Annotated in this window: 19 protein-coding genes; 16 read left to right on the top strand and 3 right to left on the bottom strand. The window is 28.2% G+C overall.

Going from position 1 to position 17,673, the window contains the following annotated elements; translation table 11 throughout:
- Nucleotides 1-99: 99 nt before the first annotated feature.
- From N2251_RS02470 to N2251_RS02490, 5 genes are all read left to right on the top strand, one after another.
- A complete protein-coding gene (locus tag N2251_RS02470) occupies nucleotides 100-2,985 on the top strand; it encodes a sensor histidine kinase (RefSeq protein WP_260585124.1) in 2,886 nt (961 codons plus the stop codon).
- Between the two features lie 128 nt (nucleotides 2,986-3,113).
- Entirely contained in the window at nucleotides 3,114-4,337 is a 1,224-nt protein-coding gene (locus N2251_RS02475; protein ID WP_260585125.1) for a sensor histidine kinase, read from the top strand.
- Nucleotides 4,330-5,070, top strand: coding sequence for a LytR/AlgR family response regulator transcription factor (locus tag N2251_RS02480; RefSeq protein ID WP_260585126.1), 741 nt, complete (start codon nucleotides 4,330-4,332; stop codon nucleotides 5,068-5,070). Before N2251_RS02475 ends, N2251_RS02480 begins: the two co-directional genes overlap by 8 nt.
- A 127-nt stretch (nucleotides 5,071-5,197) precedes the next feature.
- The gene (locus N2251_RS02485) at nucleotides 5,198-5,515 is read left to right on the top strand and encodes a hypothetical protein (RefSeq protein WP_260585127.1); all 318 of its coding nucleotides are present in this window, start codon (nucleotides 5,198-5,200) and stop codon (nucleotides 5,513-5,515) included.
- A gap of 151 nt (nucleotides 5,516-5,666) precedes the next feature.
- Nucleotides 5,667-6,044 (top strand): hypothetical protein, encoded by a 378-nt coding sequence (locus tag N2251_RS02490; protein ID WP_260585128.1) that lies wholly within the window; start codon nucleotides 5,667-5,669, stop codon nucleotides 6,042-6,044.
- A 474-nt stretch (nucleotides 6,045-6,518) separates the two neighbouring features.
- Here N2251_RS02490 and N2251_RS02495 read toward each other — a convergent pair whose 3' ends face one another.
- The gene (locus N2251_RS02495) at nucleotides 6,519-6,704 is read right to left on the bottom strand and encodes a hypothetical protein (RefSeq protein WP_260585129.1); all 186 of its coding nucleotides are present in this window, start codon (nucleotides 6,702-6,704) and stop codon (nucleotides 6,519-6,521) included.
- Between the two features lie 151 nt (nucleotides 6,705-6,855).
- Between N2251_RS02495 and N2251_RS02500 the strand changes: the two genes are divergently transcribed.
- From N2251_RS02500 to N2251_RS02520, 5 genes are all read left to right on the top strand, one after another.
- Entirely contained in the window at nucleotides 6,856-7,104 is a 249-nt protein-coding gene (locus N2251_RS02500; RefSeq protein WP_260585130.1) for a hypothetical protein, read from the top strand.
- 342 nt (nucleotides 7,105-7,446) lie between these two features.
- Nucleotides 7,447-7,824: a hypothetical protein gene (locus N2251_RS02505; protein ID WP_260585131.1), complete on the top strand. Its 378-nt coding sequence runs from the start codon at nucleotides 7,447-7,449 to the stop codon at nucleotides 7,822-7,824.
- 196 nt (nucleotides 7,825-8,020) lie between these two features.
- The gene (locus N2251_RS02510; protein ID WP_260585132.1) at nucleotides 8,021-9,373 is read left to right on the top strand and encodes a hypothetical protein; all 1,353 of its coding nucleotides are present in this window, start codon (nucleotides 8,021-8,023) and stop codon (nucleotides 9,371-9,373) included.
- 23 nt (nucleotides 9,374-9,396) lie between these two features.
- Nucleotides 9,397-10,641: a hypothetical protein gene (locus N2251_RS02515; protein WP_260585133.1), complete on the top strand. Its 1,245-nt coding sequence runs from the start codon at nucleotides 9,397-9,399 to the stop codon at nucleotides 10,639-10,641.
- A gap of 162 nt (nucleotides 10,642-10,803) precedes the next feature.
- The gene (locus tag N2251_RS02520) at nucleotides 10,804-11,331 is read left to right on the top strand and encodes a hypothetical protein (RefSeq protein WP_260585135.1); all 528 of its coding nucleotides are present in this window, start codon (nucleotides 10,804-10,806) and stop codon (nucleotides 11,329-11,331) included.
- A 1-nt stretch (nucleotide 11,332) separates the two neighbouring features.
- Here N2251_RS02520 and N2251_RS02525 read toward each other — a convergent pair whose 3' ends face one another.
- Complete coding sequence (locus N2251_RS02525; protein ID WP_260585136.1) at nucleotides 11,333-11,758, bottom strand: DUF7738 domain-containing protein; 426 nt, start codon at nucleotides 11,756-11,758, stop codon at nucleotides 11,333-11,335.
- 107 nt (nucleotides 11,759-11,865) lie between these two features.
- Between N2251_RS02525 and N2251_RS02530 the strand changes: the two genes are divergently transcribed.
- From N2251_RS02530 to N2251_RS02540, 3 genes are all read left to right on the top strand, one after another.
- Nucleotides 11,866-13,170: an NAD(P)/FAD-dependent oxidoreductase gene (locus N2251_RS02530; protein ID WP_260585137.1), complete on the top strand. Its 1,305-nt coding sequence runs from the start codon at nucleotides 11,866-11,868 to the stop codon at nucleotides 13,168-13,170.
- Entirely contained in the window at nucleotides 13,163-13,474 is a 312-nt protein-coding gene (locus tag N2251_RS02535) for a hypothetical protein (RefSeq protein ID WP_260585138.1), read from the top strand. Before N2251_RS02530 ends, N2251_RS02535 begins: the two co-directional genes overlap by 8 nt.
- A gap of 360 nt (nucleotides 13,475-13,834) precedes the next feature.
- Nucleotides 13,835-14,755, top strand: coding sequence for an AraC family transcriptional regulator (locus N2251_RS02540; RefSeq protein ID WP_260585139.1), 921 nt, complete (start codon nucleotides 13,835-13,837; stop codon nucleotides 14,753-14,755).
- 35 nt (nucleotides 14,756-14,790) lie between these two features.
- Here N2251_RS02540 and N2251_RS02545 read toward each other — a convergent pair whose 3' ends face one another.
- Nucleotides 14,791-15,300, bottom strand: a complete 510-nt coding sequence (locus N2251_RS02545; protein WP_260585140.1) for a flavodoxin family protein — start codon at nucleotides 15,298-15,300, stop codon at nucleotides 14,791-14,793.
- A gap of 147 nt (nucleotides 15,301-15,447) precedes the next feature.
- On the opposite strand from N2251_RS02545, the gene N2251_RS02550 reads away from it, so the two are divergent.
- From N2251_RS02550 to N2251_RS02560, 3 genes are read left to right on the top strand one after another with little or no spacing between them, the layout of a single operon-like run.
- Entirely contained in the window at nucleotides 15,448-16,302 is an 855-nt protein-coding gene (locus tag N2251_RS02550; protein ID WP_260585141.1) for a PPK2 family polyphosphate kinase, read from the top strand.
- Between the two features lie 14 nt (nucleotides 16,303-16,316).
- Nucleotides 16,317-17,144, top strand: coding sequence for a 3'-5' exonuclease (locus tag N2251_RS02555; protein ID WP_260585142.1), 828 nt, complete (start codon nucleotides 16,317-16,319; stop codon nucleotides 17,142-17,144).
- A gap of 36 nt (nucleotides 17,145-17,180) precedes the next feature.
- A complete protein-coding gene (locus N2251_RS02560) occupies nucleotides 17,181-17,666 on the top strand; it encodes an ABC transporter ATPase (RefSeq protein ID WP_260585143.1) in 486 nt (161 codons plus the stop codon).
- The last annotated feature ends 7 nt before the right edge of the window (nucleotides 17,667-17,673 follow it).

Raw genomic sequence — 17,673 nt, forward strand, 5'->3', positions numbered from 1 at the left:
TACATGTACTAAAAACCCATTACAAGAAATTGTAATGGGTTTTTTATTTTCATTATTTTATAATAACTACATTTGAATATATAGATTAAAAAAAATACTGTGAAGAAAATTTACACATACCTGTTTTTTATTTTTTTATTTTTTACGACTAAAGTAGTTTCTCAACAACCTGTTTTTACGCACTTAACAGAGAAAGATGGGTTACCTGATATAGAGTTTTACAGTATTGTAGAAGATAATAAAGGTTTTATATGGTTGGCAGCCGATAAGGGACTTTTTCGTTATGATGGTAAAGAGTTTAAAAACTATAGTCATATAGAAAAAAGAGGATTATCTGTTTTTGGTTTAAAACTAGATTCAAAAGGAAGGGTTTGGTGTAATAATATTTCGGGACAATTTTTTTATATAGAAAATGATAAATTACTTCTTTTTAAAGATTTAAAAGAAGAAGTAAAAGGACAATTAGCACTTTTTTCATTCTATCAAAATGATTTGGTGGCGAGTACTAGAACAGGACTTTATAGGATTGGCTTAAATAGTTTACATCAAAATAAAATTTTTGATATAAAAGCAGGGTTTTACCCATTTTATGTAGAAAATGATGCATTAGTAAATTTACATGACCATGAAATAAAAGAAACAATTAAAGGTAGAAATACAATAGTAAAGTATGAATTAAATCAATTTAAAAAATATGAGTTTAACAAATGGCAAATAACATCTTTTAAAAAAAAACATTTAATATATGCGTATAACGCAAATAATTTAAAAGTACACCCTAAGTTATTCTATGAACAGGAAGGGAAACTTGAAGAAGTTGATTTAACTAAAACTCTTAAAAAAAATGAAGTTATAAAATTTTATGAAGAATCGGGTCAGTTGTGGGCGTGTACCAGAAATGGTTTGTTTATTTATGATTTTAATAATGGAGAATTAACACATAAAAAAACATATTTTAAGGGAAAAGAAATTAGTGCAGTTTTAAAAGATAGAAATAATAATTATTGGTTTACTACTTTAAGAAACGGAATATATATAGTACCCAATTTGTTCATCGAGAAATATACAATAGCTGAAGAAAAACAAAATATAAGTGCAATGAGTCGTATTGGTAACGATTCATTAATCATTGGTACAACTAAAGGTGATATTGCTATTTTAAATAGAAAAACTAAAAAAATAGAATTTACAAAACAGATACATAAAGAAAAGGTGTATTCTATTTGTGATAGTGATGAAAAAGTATATTTGAGTTTAGGTGGAGGTTCTTTTGTATATGATAAAAAAAATAAAAATATTTATGAAGATAGTTTTTGCTCGAATGCGAAAGATTTATCATTAATAGATAAAAACAATATATTGTATGCAACCCATAGCTCTGCATCGATTATAAACGTTAAAAATAAAAATGTTTTTAATCTAAAAGGAGCAAGAGCATACACAACTTATTATAGTAGTAAAAAAGAAATGTATGTAGGTTATGTTGATGGGGTTGAAAAATATAATATAGAAAAAAAAGCATCAAGAGTTTTATTTAACAATAAGCCAATTTTTGCAATTGATATTGATGAAACTGCAAATGGTATTATTTGGATTTCAACCTTTAAAGATGGAATCATCGGTCTTGAAAATGGGGTGGCAACAATAAATTACATGAAAGAAAACGGTTTGTTATCTAGCAAAACAGGTAAGATAAAAGGAGATGGTGAGCTTCTTTGGATAACTACAGATAAAGGATTACAAGTATTAAACACTAAAACAGGTACATTTAAAAATTTAACTAAAAAAGATGGTATAAACTCTTTTAATATATCAGAAATAATTCCTTTTAAAGATGCTTTGTTCTTTAGTTCAAATAAAGGGTTGTTTAAGATAAATAAAGAAAAAGTTTTTAAAGATAGAAGAGTTTTAAATTTTAATTTTACGTCAATTTTAATAGATGATAAAAAAGTAGAAGAAAAAGAGGAATACGAATTAACATCTGATATTAAAAAAATAAAATTCACCTTTCTTACCAATGGTTTTTTAGCAGAAGATAATATTGTTTATCAATATAAATTAATAACTGCTTCAGCTAATAGTAAATGGAATAGAATTGATAAAGGGATAAATCAAATTACATTTAATAACCTTGCGGCAGGAGAGTATGTTTTAAAATTAAAAGCAACAGAGGTAAATGGTAAAAAAGAAACAAAAGAGAGGGGTATAAAGTTAGTAATAAAATTGCCCTTTTATAAAGAATGGTGGTTTCTGTTAATAATAGGAACATTTCTATTCATTTTGATTTGGTTGCTTTTTAACATGAAATTAGAGAGGTTAGAAAAAAAACAAGAGGTAGCTATTGAAAAAGAACGAATGCAAAAGGCGTTGGTAGGATCAAAATTAGAAACATTGCAATCTCAAATGAATCCACACTTTACATTTAATGCCTTAAATTCTGTTCAAAATTTAGTGCTAAAAGGAAGTAAACTAGAAGCATATAACTATTTAACGAAATTTTCGTCTTTGTTAAGAGAAAGTTTGCTATTGAGCACTAAAAGCTTTGTGTATTTTGATGAAGAATTATCATTGATAGAAAAGTATTTAGAGCTTGAGAAACTTAGATTTAGAGAGGGTTTTTCATACGAGATAAAAGGAGCGGAGTTTATAGACGATATTAAAATACCAACGATGGTAATTCAACCATTTATAGAAAATGCAATAAAACATGGTTTGCTTCATAAAACAAATGGAGTAGGTAAAATAAAAATTGAATTTTCTCAAGAGAAACTCTTTAAGTGCGAAATTACAGATAACGGAATTGGGTTGAAAGCGGCAGCCGAAATAAATAAAAAAACAAATAATAAAAGTGCTTCTTTTTCAACAAAATCAATAAAAGATAAGTTAAAAATATTGAAAGATTTTTATAAAACAGATATTGGTTTTGAATATAAAGAACTCGACATAGGAACAAAAGTTATAATCAAAATCCCTTTTCATTTTTAAATAATTACCTTTCGGAAAGTATTTGGTGTTATCTGAAAGTTAAATATGAGTTTTGTAAAAAAAAAGTTAAATATTTAAAACCTAGTGTTCCTTATGGAAAAGGAACTTTTTCCCCTTTTTTTAATTACATGAATAATTTTTTAAAAATATATCACTCTTTCTTAAATGTAGGAGTAACGTCTAAAAAAGACAACGAATACAAAAAAATAAGACTTTTAAATGCTTTTTGTAGTACATGGTGTATTATGATTATTATCATAACAATGTTTGATTTGTTATTTGATAGAGAAATTAAAGAAAGTTTAATTTTACATGGAATTTCTTATGTTTTAATCGGTGTTATTTTTTATTGTCAAAAAATTAAAAAGTATACATTGGCAAGGGTTGTCTTTATAGCTTCTATAATAGGAATAACATTTGTTTTTGCAAACTTTACTACACCATCATTATTAATAGAAAATTTTTATTTTGTTTATCCGTTAATAGGAATATTGTTTATTGAAAAAAAATGGATAAACATCCTTTTTTTATTGCTGTGTTTTTGCTTGTATTTTATTCCTAATTTATTTTTAAATATATATCCTAAAAACATGATACTACCTGTGTTAGTTTTTTGTGTTTTTTTAGGAACCTTTGTTATTTTAAATTATTCAGAAGCATTAAATAAAAAAAAGGAAGAGAAGCTGTTAGAAAGTAAAATTAAATTAAAAAAAGCTTACTTAAAATTAGAAAAGCAGAAAGAAAATGAGTTAAACCTATTAAGGCTACAAACGTTAAAAGCGCAAATGAATCCTCATTTTATGTTTAATACAATGAATTCAATTCAAAATTTAATTTTAAAAGATGATAAAATAGAAGCATATGATTTTTTTACAAAATTCTCATCTCTTATGCGACAAAATTTAAAAACAAGTAACGATAGTTTTGTAGAGTTGAACACAGAGTTATCTATTGTTAAAAATTATTTAGAATTAGAAAAGTTACGATTTGGTGATCAATTTTTATTTACTATTGAAGAACTCAATTTCGATGGAGAAATTAAAATTCCATCAATGATAATTCAACCCTATATAGAAGAAGCAATTCGATATCGATTATTACACGTTGCTACAGGAGATAAAATAATAACAATAAGCTTTTATTTAGAAAAAGAGACATTAGTCTGTAAAATACTCGATAATGGAATTCGAAATATTTCTCAAGAACAAGAAATGTCATCAAGAGAAATACTTAATAAAAGATTGGTACTGTTAAAAGAATATTATAAAACAGATATTGGTTTTAGTTATGAAACTACAAAATTTGGCAACAAAGTACTCGTAAAAATACCATATACTTTATTAGATGAATAAAATTAGCGCAATACTCGTAGACGATGAAATAAACGCAAGAGAAAATTTAAGATTTTTATTAAATGACTTTTGCGATAATGTAAATATTTTAGCTGAAGCCGCTAATGTTGATGAGGCTGTAAAAGCAATAAAGAAGCACCAACCTCAAATTGTTTTTTTAGATATTGAAATGCCTCAAAAAAACGGATTTCAATTATTAAGTGAATTTGATGAAATTAATTTTCATATTATCTTTATAACAGCCTATGACAGTTATGCTATAAAAGCATTTCAAGTAACTGCAATAGATTATCTTTTAAAACCGATTGATATATCGTTGTTAGAAAAGGCTATAAAAAAAGCCGAAAAAAGTATTGAAAACAACACGCAATCAGCTAGAATTGATTTATTACAAGAGAACAGAAAGAAAATAACCAAAATAGCAATACCATATAAAACAGATTATGCAATTGTAAATATAAACGATATATATAGTATTGAAGCAGATAGAATGTATTCTATATTACATATGAAAAATGACAAAAAATATATGGTTGCAAAGAAGTTAAGTTATTATGAAAACCTATTATGTGATCATACTGAGTTTATAAGACTGCATAGGTCATGGATTATCAATACAGAGAAAATTGAAACATATTCAAAAAAAGAAAAAGAAGTAATATTAGATTCTCAATTTAAGGTGCCAGTAAGTAAAAGTTATAAAGAAGCGTTTGAAACACTTTTTTATACGTAATTTAAAAAGCACGAGTTTTAAAGTAATTGGGTTTTTATTTGGAAAGAATATTAAACTATTGGGAAATAATATTGATTGCTTTTGATTTAAAAAAGTCATTTTTGAGTGATAATTTAAAATAATAAAAATGAAAAAAGTAATATTAGTAATAGTAGCTGTAATAGGTTTAATGTCATTCAATGTAGTAAGTAATTCTACCATAGAAGAAAACAGGGTAAAAGAAGTAGAACTAGGTAGTGGTATTTATTTAATCAATGATACAAAAGGCAAAGTTTCTATTTATACAGGTACTGGTTTTGTAAGTCTAAATAGAGGGTCTAAAACAAGTATTTCATGTAAAGTAGGTAAGGAAGTACGTTGGGCAAACAAAGGAAGAAAAGGAAATGTTATTTTCAAAATAGAAAGTAAGCATTGTGGTAAAACATTAAAGCTTTCAAAATTATAATTTAAGGAATTATTTAACCTTGTTAAAACCAAAACTAGAAATTAGTTTTGGTTTTTTTATTTGGAAATATTATTGATTCATTCGGAAATAATATGATGAATGTTATAACAAATTCCTTCATTTTTGAACCATAATTTAAAATAGAATAAAGATGAAAAATTTAAAAGCATTATTAATATGTTTTAGTGTATTTGCCTTCATGTCATGTAGTGATGATGATGTAAATAGAGCACCAAGAGAGTTTACAGTTACTTTATCGGATGTTAGTAGTAGAACATCTTCGCCAACTCCAGTTCGTTATTTAGGAGTAATATGGACAGAAGCTGTTGATCCAGATGGAGATGATGTTGTTTATGATATTTATGTAAATGATGTTATTGAAGAAAGTGATTTAAATGGTAAAAGAGAGGCCACAGTATCTTACGAGGTAACTGGAGATGATGTAATTGTAAAAGTTGTTGCAAAAGATGAAAATGGAGCCAAAACAACAGCGCAGGCTAAAAAAGTGGTAAATGTTATTCATCCTTAGTTTTAAAACTATTTAGCCAAATTAGTTATCAATGAATATTAGTTAACTCGTTAACTAATATTCATTGAAAATTCTTAAACATATTAGAGATAAAGCTATAAGGTTTGGAAATGACAGAAAAGGATAATCAAATGTTTAATAATAGCATTATTAACTTCGTTTTTATAAACGGAGTTTTTTTATATAAAAATGTAATGATTATAAATTATAATTGTAAAATATAGGGAGTAAAATGATAGCTGTTTGTTATTCGGAAAGATTTAGGTTCCGTTAGGAAACAAAATAAGAAGTACCATGATTAATAGTTGCACCTTTGATTAAATTATTTAAAAACCCACAAAGATGAAAAATTTAAAAGCATTATTAATATGTTTTAGTGTATTTGCCTTCATGTCATGTAGTGACGATGATGTAAATAGAGCACCAAGAGAGTTTACAGTTACTTTATCGGATGTTGAGGCACAATAAAATAATTTATTTAATTTTCCAAACACCGCTACTTCCGTTCATCGTTCCAATGTTTCGGTATTGTTTTTTAAGTAATTCCATTCTCATACTTTGTCTACTTCTTAATTTATTCCAAGCATCCTCTTCGCTCTCAGCAGCTACAAGATACTTTACATTGTTAGTGCCTTTAAACACAAATAATATCCAATCCATATTTTACAGTGCCTAACAACATATATAAAAAATTGCTACTAGGTCTTTATTTAAGGTTATTACTAATTTATTTACTTTGTTTTTATTCTCAATTTTTTCGCTTATTTATACGCAACTTTCCATATATAATCACGTTAATACTAGAACAGCTGTGTCAACTCCAATTCGTTATTTAGGAGTAATATGGACAGAAGCTGTTGATCCAGATGGAGATGATGTTGTTTATGATATTTACGTAAATGATGTTATAGAAGAAAGTGATTTAAATGGTAAAAGAGAAGCCACAGTATCTTACGAGGTAACTGGAGATGATGTAATTGTAAAAGTTGTTGCAAAAGATGAAAATGGAGCCAAAACAACAGCACAGGCTACAAAAGTGGTAAATGTTATTCATCCTTAGTTTTAAAGCTATTTAGCCAAATTAGTTATCAATGTTTATAATTTAACTCGTTAACTAATATTCATTGAAAATTCTTAAACAAATTAGAGATAAAGCTATAAGGTTTGGGAATGACAGAAAAGGATAATCAAATGTTTAATAAGAGCATTATTAACTTCGTTTTTATAAACGGAGTTTTTTTATATAAAAATGTAATGATTATAAATTATAATTGTAAAATATAGGGAGTAAAATGATAGCTGTTTGTTATTCGGAAAGATTTAGGTTCCGTTAGGAAACAAAATAAGAAGTACCATGATTAATAGCTGCACCTTTGATTTTATTATTTAAAAACCCACAAAAATGAAAAATTTAAAAGTATTATTAATTTGCTTTAGTGTATTTGCCTTCATGTCATGTAGTGATGATGATGTAAATAGAGCACCAAGAGAGTTTACAGTTACTTTAACAGATGCTAATCAACCTAGAACCGTAATTGTATCACCAACTCCAGTTAGTTCTCTAGTTGTTTCATGGACAGAGGCAGTTGATCCTGATGGAGATAAAGTGGTCTACGACTTGTATGTAAACAACGAGTTAGAGGGAAGCAATTTAGAAAGTGACCATGATTTAACAGTTACTTATGATAGAGATGGTAAAGATGTAATAGTAAAAGTTGTTGCAAAGGATGGCAATGGAGCAACAACAACAGCTCAAGCAACAAAAGTACAAGATCTTTAAGCACTTCTTTCTTAACAGAAATAAATCGACTCCGTTTTTTATAAACGGAGTTTTTTTTGTTTTTAAATGATAACTAGCTGTTTTTCAATTTTTAACTCGGAAGTAAAAAAGGTTCATTGGGAAGTAATTTAATGCTGTTTATCTAAAATTAAATTTTATTTGCCTCGTAGTAATCAAATAGATAACAATAGTTAAAATGAAAAAATTTCTTTCAATCCTTTTAATGTTTTTGGCAATTGTAGGTCAAGCACAAAAAAATCAAAATGAAATTGTAGCAACATTCCAATCAGGAAAGTATACCGTTTTTAAAGTAGAGAAAATATCGTATGGTAAATATAAAATGGTTAAGGTTAAAAAACAGTGGCCAATTCAAATTACCAAGACAGCAAAAAACGTAAGTAACGTTTTAGTAAAAAGAGCAGGTATTTTAGATGAAAATTTTAAACCAGACGTACCAGGTCATCCAGCTTATTTTAATTTTTCTACTTATCGATTAACATTTATAGATGATATAGGTATTTATTATAGTTGGAATGGAAAAGAAGAAGCGACTACAAAATATGTGTTTTCTAAAAACGGAAGTTTATCTAAAAACTATAAAGAGTTAAATAAACTGGTAGCAAGCTATGCGACAGCAGTATTTAAAAATCAAACAAATGCAAGAGCAGAGGTAAAAGAACAGAAAGGTGCCATTGCAGAAGCCGAAAGAAAGAAAAATTCACTACAAAACAAGCAGGTAAGTAAAATTGAAATCAAATTGTTAAATACCCCTAAAAAAGTAGCTCATTTTTCAGAAGCTATTAAATACGGCATTGTGGCTACGTTAAAGGATGGAAGTAAGCTGTCTACAAAAAAATTAGGAGGAAAACTTCCTTGGAGTGATTTTACACTTAAAAATAAAGGATGTAGTAGTACTATTGATGAGGTTCGAGTAGATGAAGATGCAAAGTCGTTAAAGCAGGACAGAATAACGATTAAAGCAGTATCAAAATATCACCCAACATTAAATGCTACGAAGCATATTAACACCACAAATAACTTATCTATTCAAGTAAATCAATCAGGTTTTTGGGGGCATGAACGTCATAAATATGTACATGTTTCTCAAGGTAAAAATGGTCAACATGCAGGTAGAGGTGATAATTTAACGATAAAAGTTAAAACAGTTACTCATAAACAAACTGGCATTAAATTAAATAAAATAGATATTTATAATACCACAAAAGAAAAGCACGTTGCACGTTATAAGTTAACTACTTACACGAAATTGATTATAAACAATCAAGGTGGTGGCGGTATGGGTGGCTTTGAAGGACGTGATGGTTCGCCAAATGGAGGAAATGGTGGTTCTGGTGGAGCAGGTGGTAATATTCTTTTAATAAAAGATCCATCAGTAGTAAAATTAAATATTGTTCTTAATAACCAAGGAGGAAATGGTGGTAAAGGAGGTGCGCCGAAATATTCTCATGCAAGTAGAGGAAGAAGTGGAGCAAAAGGAGATAATGGAAAGGTGACAAAACAAGTGAAATCAATAAAATTAAATTTTTAATTCAACAATAAAAAACAGTAATTATGAAAAAACAATTATTATTAACATGTGCTTTAAGTGCAGCATTATTTTTAGGAAACACAACCGAAACTAATGCGCAATTTGGTAAATTATTAAAAAAAGTAAGTTCTAAAAAGAGCAGTAAAAAATCTTCTAGATCAACGAGATCTTCGAAAAAATCTAAAACAGCAGGGTCATCATCAGGTACTTTTAGTCATTTAAATAGTGTGAATGATGAAATGGGATTAAGTGGCGAATACTACGGTTTAATAGATAAAAGTACATTTGGTATTAAGTTTGTAAAAGAAGATGGTGGGAAAATTGTGAATGAATTACATTACTGGGAAAAAAAAAGTGAGAAACCACAATTAAAAATGAACTTTAAAGAAAGTTATTTTAACAAAAAACAAGTTAAAATGTTTTTTGAATGGGTTTCTACAGGAGCAAAATCATACATTGAAGTATTCGAAATAGCCCCAGGCGTTATAGCACAAACACAACAAACAAGTAGGTCTTTAAATAAATATGAAGAATCGGTTCCATTAGATTCTAAAAGAACTGTAATTGAGGTAATGGCTAAAAACAAAGCAGACTTAGATACTTGGGATATTGAAACAGCACAAGCTAAAATAGATATGATGATTAGCGACTTAAATTCGTTAAAAGTAGCGAAAACAAAAAAGAAATTAATGCGTTTTGATACGTATAAAAATTACCATGGTAAAGTGGCTTTTGCAAAAGCAACACATTACTTAAAGAGTTCAAAGGCAAACCAACCAGTAGAAAAAGCTGCTAATTTTATTACTAAGCAAGAGCTAGGTTCTACTGTAGCATTTAAACCTTATTTTGATATGCCATTGTCAATATCTCACCCAGGTTCTTGGTTTAATATTACTTATGAAATGGCAGGAGTAACAACAGATAGAGAAGTTTTAAGAAGAAAAAGTACAAAATATTCTAAAAACATACCTCAATTAGATGATTATGAAAATGACTTTTACTTCCATTATCCAAAAGTAACTATTAATCGTTCTAATAATTTAGCTGATTATGCTTTTTTAGAATTGTTAAGACAAACACAAGATAAATTACAACAAGGAAAAACATATGATTTAAAAGTTACTGTTTGGGCTCATAAAGACGGGCAAAATATTGATCCAGTAGCAAAAGGTACTATTCAATTAGAATATACTGCAAACACAGAAAAATTATTGTTAGATCCAGTTAAGGGGTGGATCACAGTTTTAGAAGATTATTTAGATGAATAAGACTTTTTATTGTTTGATTCAAGTAAAAAGGATCATGATTTAAAAAGGATTACTTAAATAAAAATATCTTTGATTATTTGAAACCGAATTGTTTAAAAGCAATTCGGTTTTTTTTATAATAAGGGTTCATCAAAAGTCGGGGACTTTACTTATTTTTGAAGCATGAAATTTCATAAATTTAATTTTTTTAGATATACTTATTGTGAATTTGAATCTCAGTCAATAGATTTTTTTAAAGATAAATCTGCTCACTATCAAAGTAAATCGGGGAGTTTATATTTTTACACAGATGCTGGAGTTTTTCGTTATTCAAATCATTGGGGAAGGGTTGCTAATTGTCGTTGGAAAATTAAAGGAATTGAAACATATAAAAGTCAAAATTATTACGTAGGTTTTGCAAAATGGAATGATTTTTATCCATTAAACAATACCGATAAAGTATTTTACTTAGAAGTAGATTTTTTACTAAAACAAGCGAAAGTTAAACGATTAAAAAATAAAGTAAAAAAAGAAGTTTTTTTAATGACTTTAACTTTAGCTCATCAACGGTTAAAACAAATTCAAACATTGTTTAACGAATATAAATGGGCAAAATATTTTGAAGAAGATATTGAAGTATTAAGGAAAATATTAATCACAAATTTAATCAATACAAATAAACCGATACAGCAATTAAAAAGAGAATTGTAAATTAATAGTTTTTATTAACTCCTAAACTAAAACCAAAACGAATTTCGTTTTCACTTCCTAATCTGTGAATAGCTATTTTACCCAAAGAAACTTTTCCGAATTCGTTGTTGGTAATTTCTTCATCATTTAAAAACAATTTCCCGTTAAATTGATTTTTGGTATTGTATTCACTTTTATCCAACTTGTTTTGATACACATTGATAGATAAAATAGCATCTTTATCTGTATAGCCACAAAATACACCATATTTATCCCAAAACATATAGTTATTAGATTTTTGAAGCTCTCTATCTGGTTTTCCTAATACAGTAATTAAAGTAGCATAATCGGTCGGAAAAGTAATTGGTTTTTCGTTAACTACAATAACATCAGTATCGCATTTAATAACTAAACCTTTCACTTTTTTCTTTCTTAAAAAATTAAACATAGTAGCGTATTTTTATAAAGGGATAGTTGTGTTAACTTGTAAGCAAATTTAAAGAATAAAATCTAATTTTTAGTTAAATTTGTTGTTCTGAAATAAAATAATTCAAAATGAATATACCTCAAACAAGTTTTCCTAGAATTGTAATTATTGGTGGAGGATTTGCAGGTTTAGCTGCTGCAAGAGGATTAGAAGAACAAGAACTTCAAGTCGTTTTAATAGACAAACATAACTACCATACTTTTCAACCATTATTATACCAAGTTGCCACTGGTGGGTTAGAGCCAGATAGTATTGCTTTTCCGTTACGGAAGCGTTTTAATGATGTTGAAAATTTCTTTTTCCGCTTGGCGGAAGTTACCAATATTAATGCGGATCAAAATATAATTGAAACAACTATTGGTAATTTAGTGTACGATGAGTTGATAATAGCAACAGGATCTACCACAAATTTTTTCGGAAATACAAATATCAAAAAGTATGCGATGGAAATGAAATCGGTTCCACAAGCATTAAATATCCGTAGTTTGGTGTTAGAAAATTTTGAAGAAGCATTATTAGAAACCGATTTAGAAAAACGAAGAGCTTTAATGAATTTTGTCATTGTTGGCGGAGGGCCAACAGGTGTGGAATTAGCAGGTGCATTGGCAGAAATGAAAAAAGGAATTCTACCTAAAGATTATCCTGATTTAGATATCCGATTGATGAAAATTAATTTGATTCAAAGTTCTGGCGAATTATTAAAAGGAATGAGTGCTAAAGCATCAGAAAAAGCCGAGGATTTCTTAATAAAGTTAGGCGTTGATGTTTGGAAAGATCTTCGAGTTTTAGATTATAACGGAACCACGGTAACAACAAATGGTCACGATAATTTTAATGCAGAAACGGTAATTTGGGCTGCAGGAGTAAAAGGAGGTGCTATTAATGGTTTACAGCAAGAATGTTTAGTTGAAAGAGCAAACCGATTTAAGGTTGATGAATATAACAAGGTAATAGGTTATAAAAATGTGTATGCGGTAGGAGATGTAGCTTGTATGCAAACGGAAGATAATAAACATGGGCACCCAATGATGGCGCAACCAGCCATTCAGCAAGGAACTTTATTGGCTAAAAATGTTTTAGCAAAATTTAAAGGAAAAAAACTTAAAGCTTTTAAATATAATGATAAAGGAGCGATGGCAACTATTGGGCGAAATAAAGCGGTAGTAGATTTACCAAGATTAAAATTTCAAGGAGTTTTTGCATGGTTTGTTTGGATGTTTGTGCATTTATTCTCTTTAATAGGTTTTAGAAATAAAGTAATTGTATTTATGAATTGGATGTATAATTATATTCGTTTTGATAGAGAAACGAGGTTAATTATTCGTCCGTATAAAAACAAAAATAAATATTCATTTAATAAAGAAAATGGCTAAAATATCTAGAAGTATTAAGTGTAGTAAATGTGAGGTTTTTACTTCGGATGCTGATTATTGTAAAAGCTGTGGAGAATTAATATCACATAAAAAAAAGGTAGAAATAAAAATAGAAAAGCAAAAACAAGAACGTGTAGTTGAAGCGCAGCATGAAATTGATAATCCCAATTTAGCCGAACGTTTAAAACAACATCCTTTTTTTTTATATAAAATTATTGGCTGGATTTTATATTCTGCTTTTTTATTAGTGAGTATAATCGGTGGAGCTTTGGCTTGGTTTGTAACAATGGTAGCCGCTGGGTAGCATGAAAAAAGTACTACCTATTTACTTTATATTTTCATTGTTTTTAGGAACAATTGTATATTTTGCTCAAAAACTAAATTTTAATTTGCCAAAAATTATTCAATTTTATTTGAATGATTTTTTAATAATTCCAATTATTTTAATAGGTAGTTTATTTATTTTAAGATGGAGTAAGCAAAATAAAAAGTATCAAATTCCTCTTTGGATTGTTTTATATATTTGTAGTTTATACGCATTATTATATGAATATTTTTTGCCTAAATTCCACCCGAGATATACTGCCGATATACTAGATGTATTTTTATATTTTATAAGTGGTTTTATATTTTTAATCCTTCAAAAAAATAATAAAAATTAAAAATGTCTTCTAAAAAAATAACATCAAAAACAGTTATAAGAATAAGTAAAGCAATTGCTTATATTGAAGAGCATTTACATGAAAAATTAACTTTAGAAGACGTTGCCTTAAAAGCATATTTTTCTAGATTTCATTTTCATCGACTTTTTTTGACAGTAACAGGAGAAACCTTAAATAATTTTATAACTAGAAAGCGGATAGAAAAAGCAGCATCATTTTTATTGCATCAAAAAGAACTATCTATAACTTTAGTTGCAGAAAAAGTAGGGTTTGCAAGTTTATCTTCATTTTCAAGAACATTTAAGAAATTTTATGGAATGAGCCCTGTTGAATTCAAAAAAGAAAGTGAATATAAATTTAGTGAAATATCTAAATCAGAAAGCAAGAACGGACAAGTAACAACATCTTTTGAACAGTATATTTGTAATGTTAATAATTCTTTAAATTGGTTAAAAATGAATGCAACTACTGAAGTTAAAATTGTACCTGAATTGCAGCTAGCATATATAAGTCATCAAGGAAAGATGGATTTAATCGAAGGTGTTTATAAGAGGTTAATGCAATGGGCTTTTCCGAAAGGCTTAATGCAACAAAAAGATTTGCGAATGGTAACAATTTATCATGACAGCCCAAAAATTACTGACGAAGATAAAATACGTATGAGTGCTTGTATGACATTAAATGGGTTAGTGAAAACGGATGGTGAAGTAAATTTAAGAACGTTACCTAAAACTAAATGTATTGTTTCTCATTTAGAAATTAATATATCTGAGTTTCAAAAAGCATGGGAAAATAACTTTGTGTGGATGAGTGAACATGGTTTTAAAAAAGCCGATCAAGATCCTTTTGGAATTTATTATAACAACCCTGAAGAGCATCCCGAAGGAAAATGTATTGTAGATATTTGTATTCCTATTCAATAAAAAAAAGGTTGTCTGTTTTACCAGCAACCTTTTTTTTAGAGTAGACATCTAAAAGTATCAATGTTATTTTTAGCTTCTAAAGTAATTTCAGAACCATCTTTGGTAAACCACGTATGCGTGTCGCCAAGGTAATTCATGCCTAAATAATTGGCACTTTCTATAAAAGGCATGGTAAATCCATTTTTTAAATCATTTTCGCCAGAATTACTAATCATAGCCATATTTTTACCTCTCATTAACCTTCCTAAATCTTTTTTATAATGTAATAAGTCAGACATTCTGTCAAAAAATGTCTTTAAAATTCCACTCATGCTATACCAATAAACAGGTGTAGCAAATATTATAGTATCGTATTTTTGTATAATAGTTTCCATTAACGGAATAAAATCGTCATTTGCATTGCTAAAATCATATTCGAAATCACCAATATTTTTAGTTTTTAAATCGATAATATCAAAATCATTATTTTTATTTAAATATTGAATAATCGTATTTGTATTTCCGTTGCTTTTCGAGCTTCCTTGTATAATTACTCTTGTGTTCATCTGTATTTTTATTTAGAAGATAAATTTCTGAAATTTAATTAGAACAACATTTAATCTTTAATCGTAAAAATTGATAATTCCCAAGGGAAAATCAATACAAAAAGGAGATTTTTTTTGTATTTTTATGCTACTAATTCACTATTGTAAATGAATACAAACACCTATAAGTTTTCGAACGCAACAACATTGAGTAATTTCAGAACGAAAGAAGTGGATGAAGACGCCAAAAAGAAGCTTAAAAAAATACGAAAAGAGATTAGTGAGTTACAAGATACTATGTATGCCGAAGGTAAGTATAGTATGTTAATTTGCTTACAAGGAATGGATACTTCGGGTAAAGATAGCTTAATTCGTGAGGTGTTTAAAGATGTAAATGCACGTGGAGTAGTGGTGCATAGTTTTAAAGTGCCTACAGATTTAGAGTTGAAACATGATTTTTTGTGGCGCCATTATATCGCGTTACCAGCAAAAGGTAAAATAGGTGTTTTTAATAGAACACATTACGAAAATGTGTTGGTAACAAGAGTGCATCCCGAGTATATTTTAGGTGAAAATATACCCACAGTTAAAAGTTTAGAAGATTTAAATGATACTTTTTACCATGATAGAATGGAAAGAATCAATCAATTTGAAAAGCACATTTCAGATAGCGGAACCATTATTTTAAAATTCTTTTTAAATGTATCTAAAGAAGAACAAAAAAACAGATTGTTACGTCGTTTAAATATTCCAGAGAAAAACTGGAAATTTTCTTCTGGCGATTTAAAAGAACGTAAGTTGTGGAGTAAATATCAAGAATGTTATGTAGATTTATTAAACAGAACTAATACAGATTATGCACCTTGGTATGTAGTGCCTGCAGATGATAAACCAACGGCGAGATATATTGTAGGAAAAACAATTAGCGAAACGTTAAAAAAGTACGGTTTTAAAGAACCTACATTAGCGCAAAAAGATTTAGATAAATTAGACGAGTTTAAAGCTCAGTTAAATAACGAATAATTGCCAAAAAAAAGATGGAATTAAACTTAACAAAACCAATTATATTTTTCGATTTAGAAACAACAGGAATCAATATTGCGAAAGATAGAGTGGTAGAAATATCAATATTAAAAGTATTTCCAAACGGAAATAAAGAAAGTAAAACATGGTTGGTAAATCCTGAGGTAGCAATACCAAAAGAATCATCAGAAATTCACGGAATTACTGATGAAAAAGTTGCCAACGAGCCAACTTTTAAAGAATTAGCTGTTAGTATAAACGAAATGATTGCAGGTTGTGATTTAGCAGGTTTTAATTCAAACAGATTTGATATTCCGGTTTTAGCAGAAGAATTAATGCGTGCAGGGATTGATTTTGATATGAATGATCGTAAAGCAGTTGATGTTCAGGTTATTTTTCACAAAAAAGAACAACGTACTTTAAGTGCAGGATATCAGTTTTACTGTGGCAAAGAATTAATTGGTGCGCATGGCGCAGAAGCCGATACCAATGCTACCTACGAAATTTTATTAGCACAGCTAGATAAGTATGAAGATATTGAGAATACTGTTGATGCTTTAAGTGAATATTCAACACATGGTAAACGAGCAGATTTTGCAGGTTTTATTTTGATGAATGATAAAGACGAAGAAATTTTCTCTTTCGGAAAATATAAAGGAAGAACAGTAGAAGAAGTGTTTAAAGAAAACCCAGGGTACAATTCATGGATTCAGAATGCTGATTTTCCGTTGTACACCAAAAAAGTATTACGCGAAATTAAAGAGCGAATGGCAGTACCTAAAAAGAAAATGACCGACGGAGAAAAGTTAGAAGCTTTACAACAAAAGTTTAATTTAAGATAATTTTTTACTTTAGAGATTATAAAAAAAGAATAAAAAATGTTTACAGAATATAATAATTTACCAACAAATTCAAGAGTTTGGATTTATCAAGCAGACAGAGAATTTAGTATCGAAGAAGTAGAATACATTTGTGCTAAAACCATACTTTTTATTGATAATTGGACACGTCATGGAGATGATTTAAAAGGATCATTTACTATAAAATATAACCAGTTTTTAATATTGGGTGTAGATGAAGGTTTTAATGATGTATCAGGATGTTCAATAGATTCTTCAGTTCATTTTGTACAAGAATTAGAAAAAGAATTAAGAATCGATTTAATGAATAAAATGAACGTTTCTTTTAAAGATGGTGACAATATTAATGTTGTTAAATTATCCGATTTTCAGCAATTAGCAAAAGATAAAAAGATAACATCAAAAACTATCGTATTTAATAATATGGTAGATACCAAGGAAGATTTTGAAACTAACTGGGAAGTTACTGCCGATAAAAGTTGGCACAAACGATTTTTGGTATAACAATTGA

The sequence above is a fragment of the Tenacibaculum haliotis genome (genome assembly GCF_025215075.1).
Classification (GTDB): Bacteria; Bacteroidota; Bacteroidia; order Flavobacteriales; family Flavobacteriaceae; genus Polaribacter; species Polaribacter haliotis_B.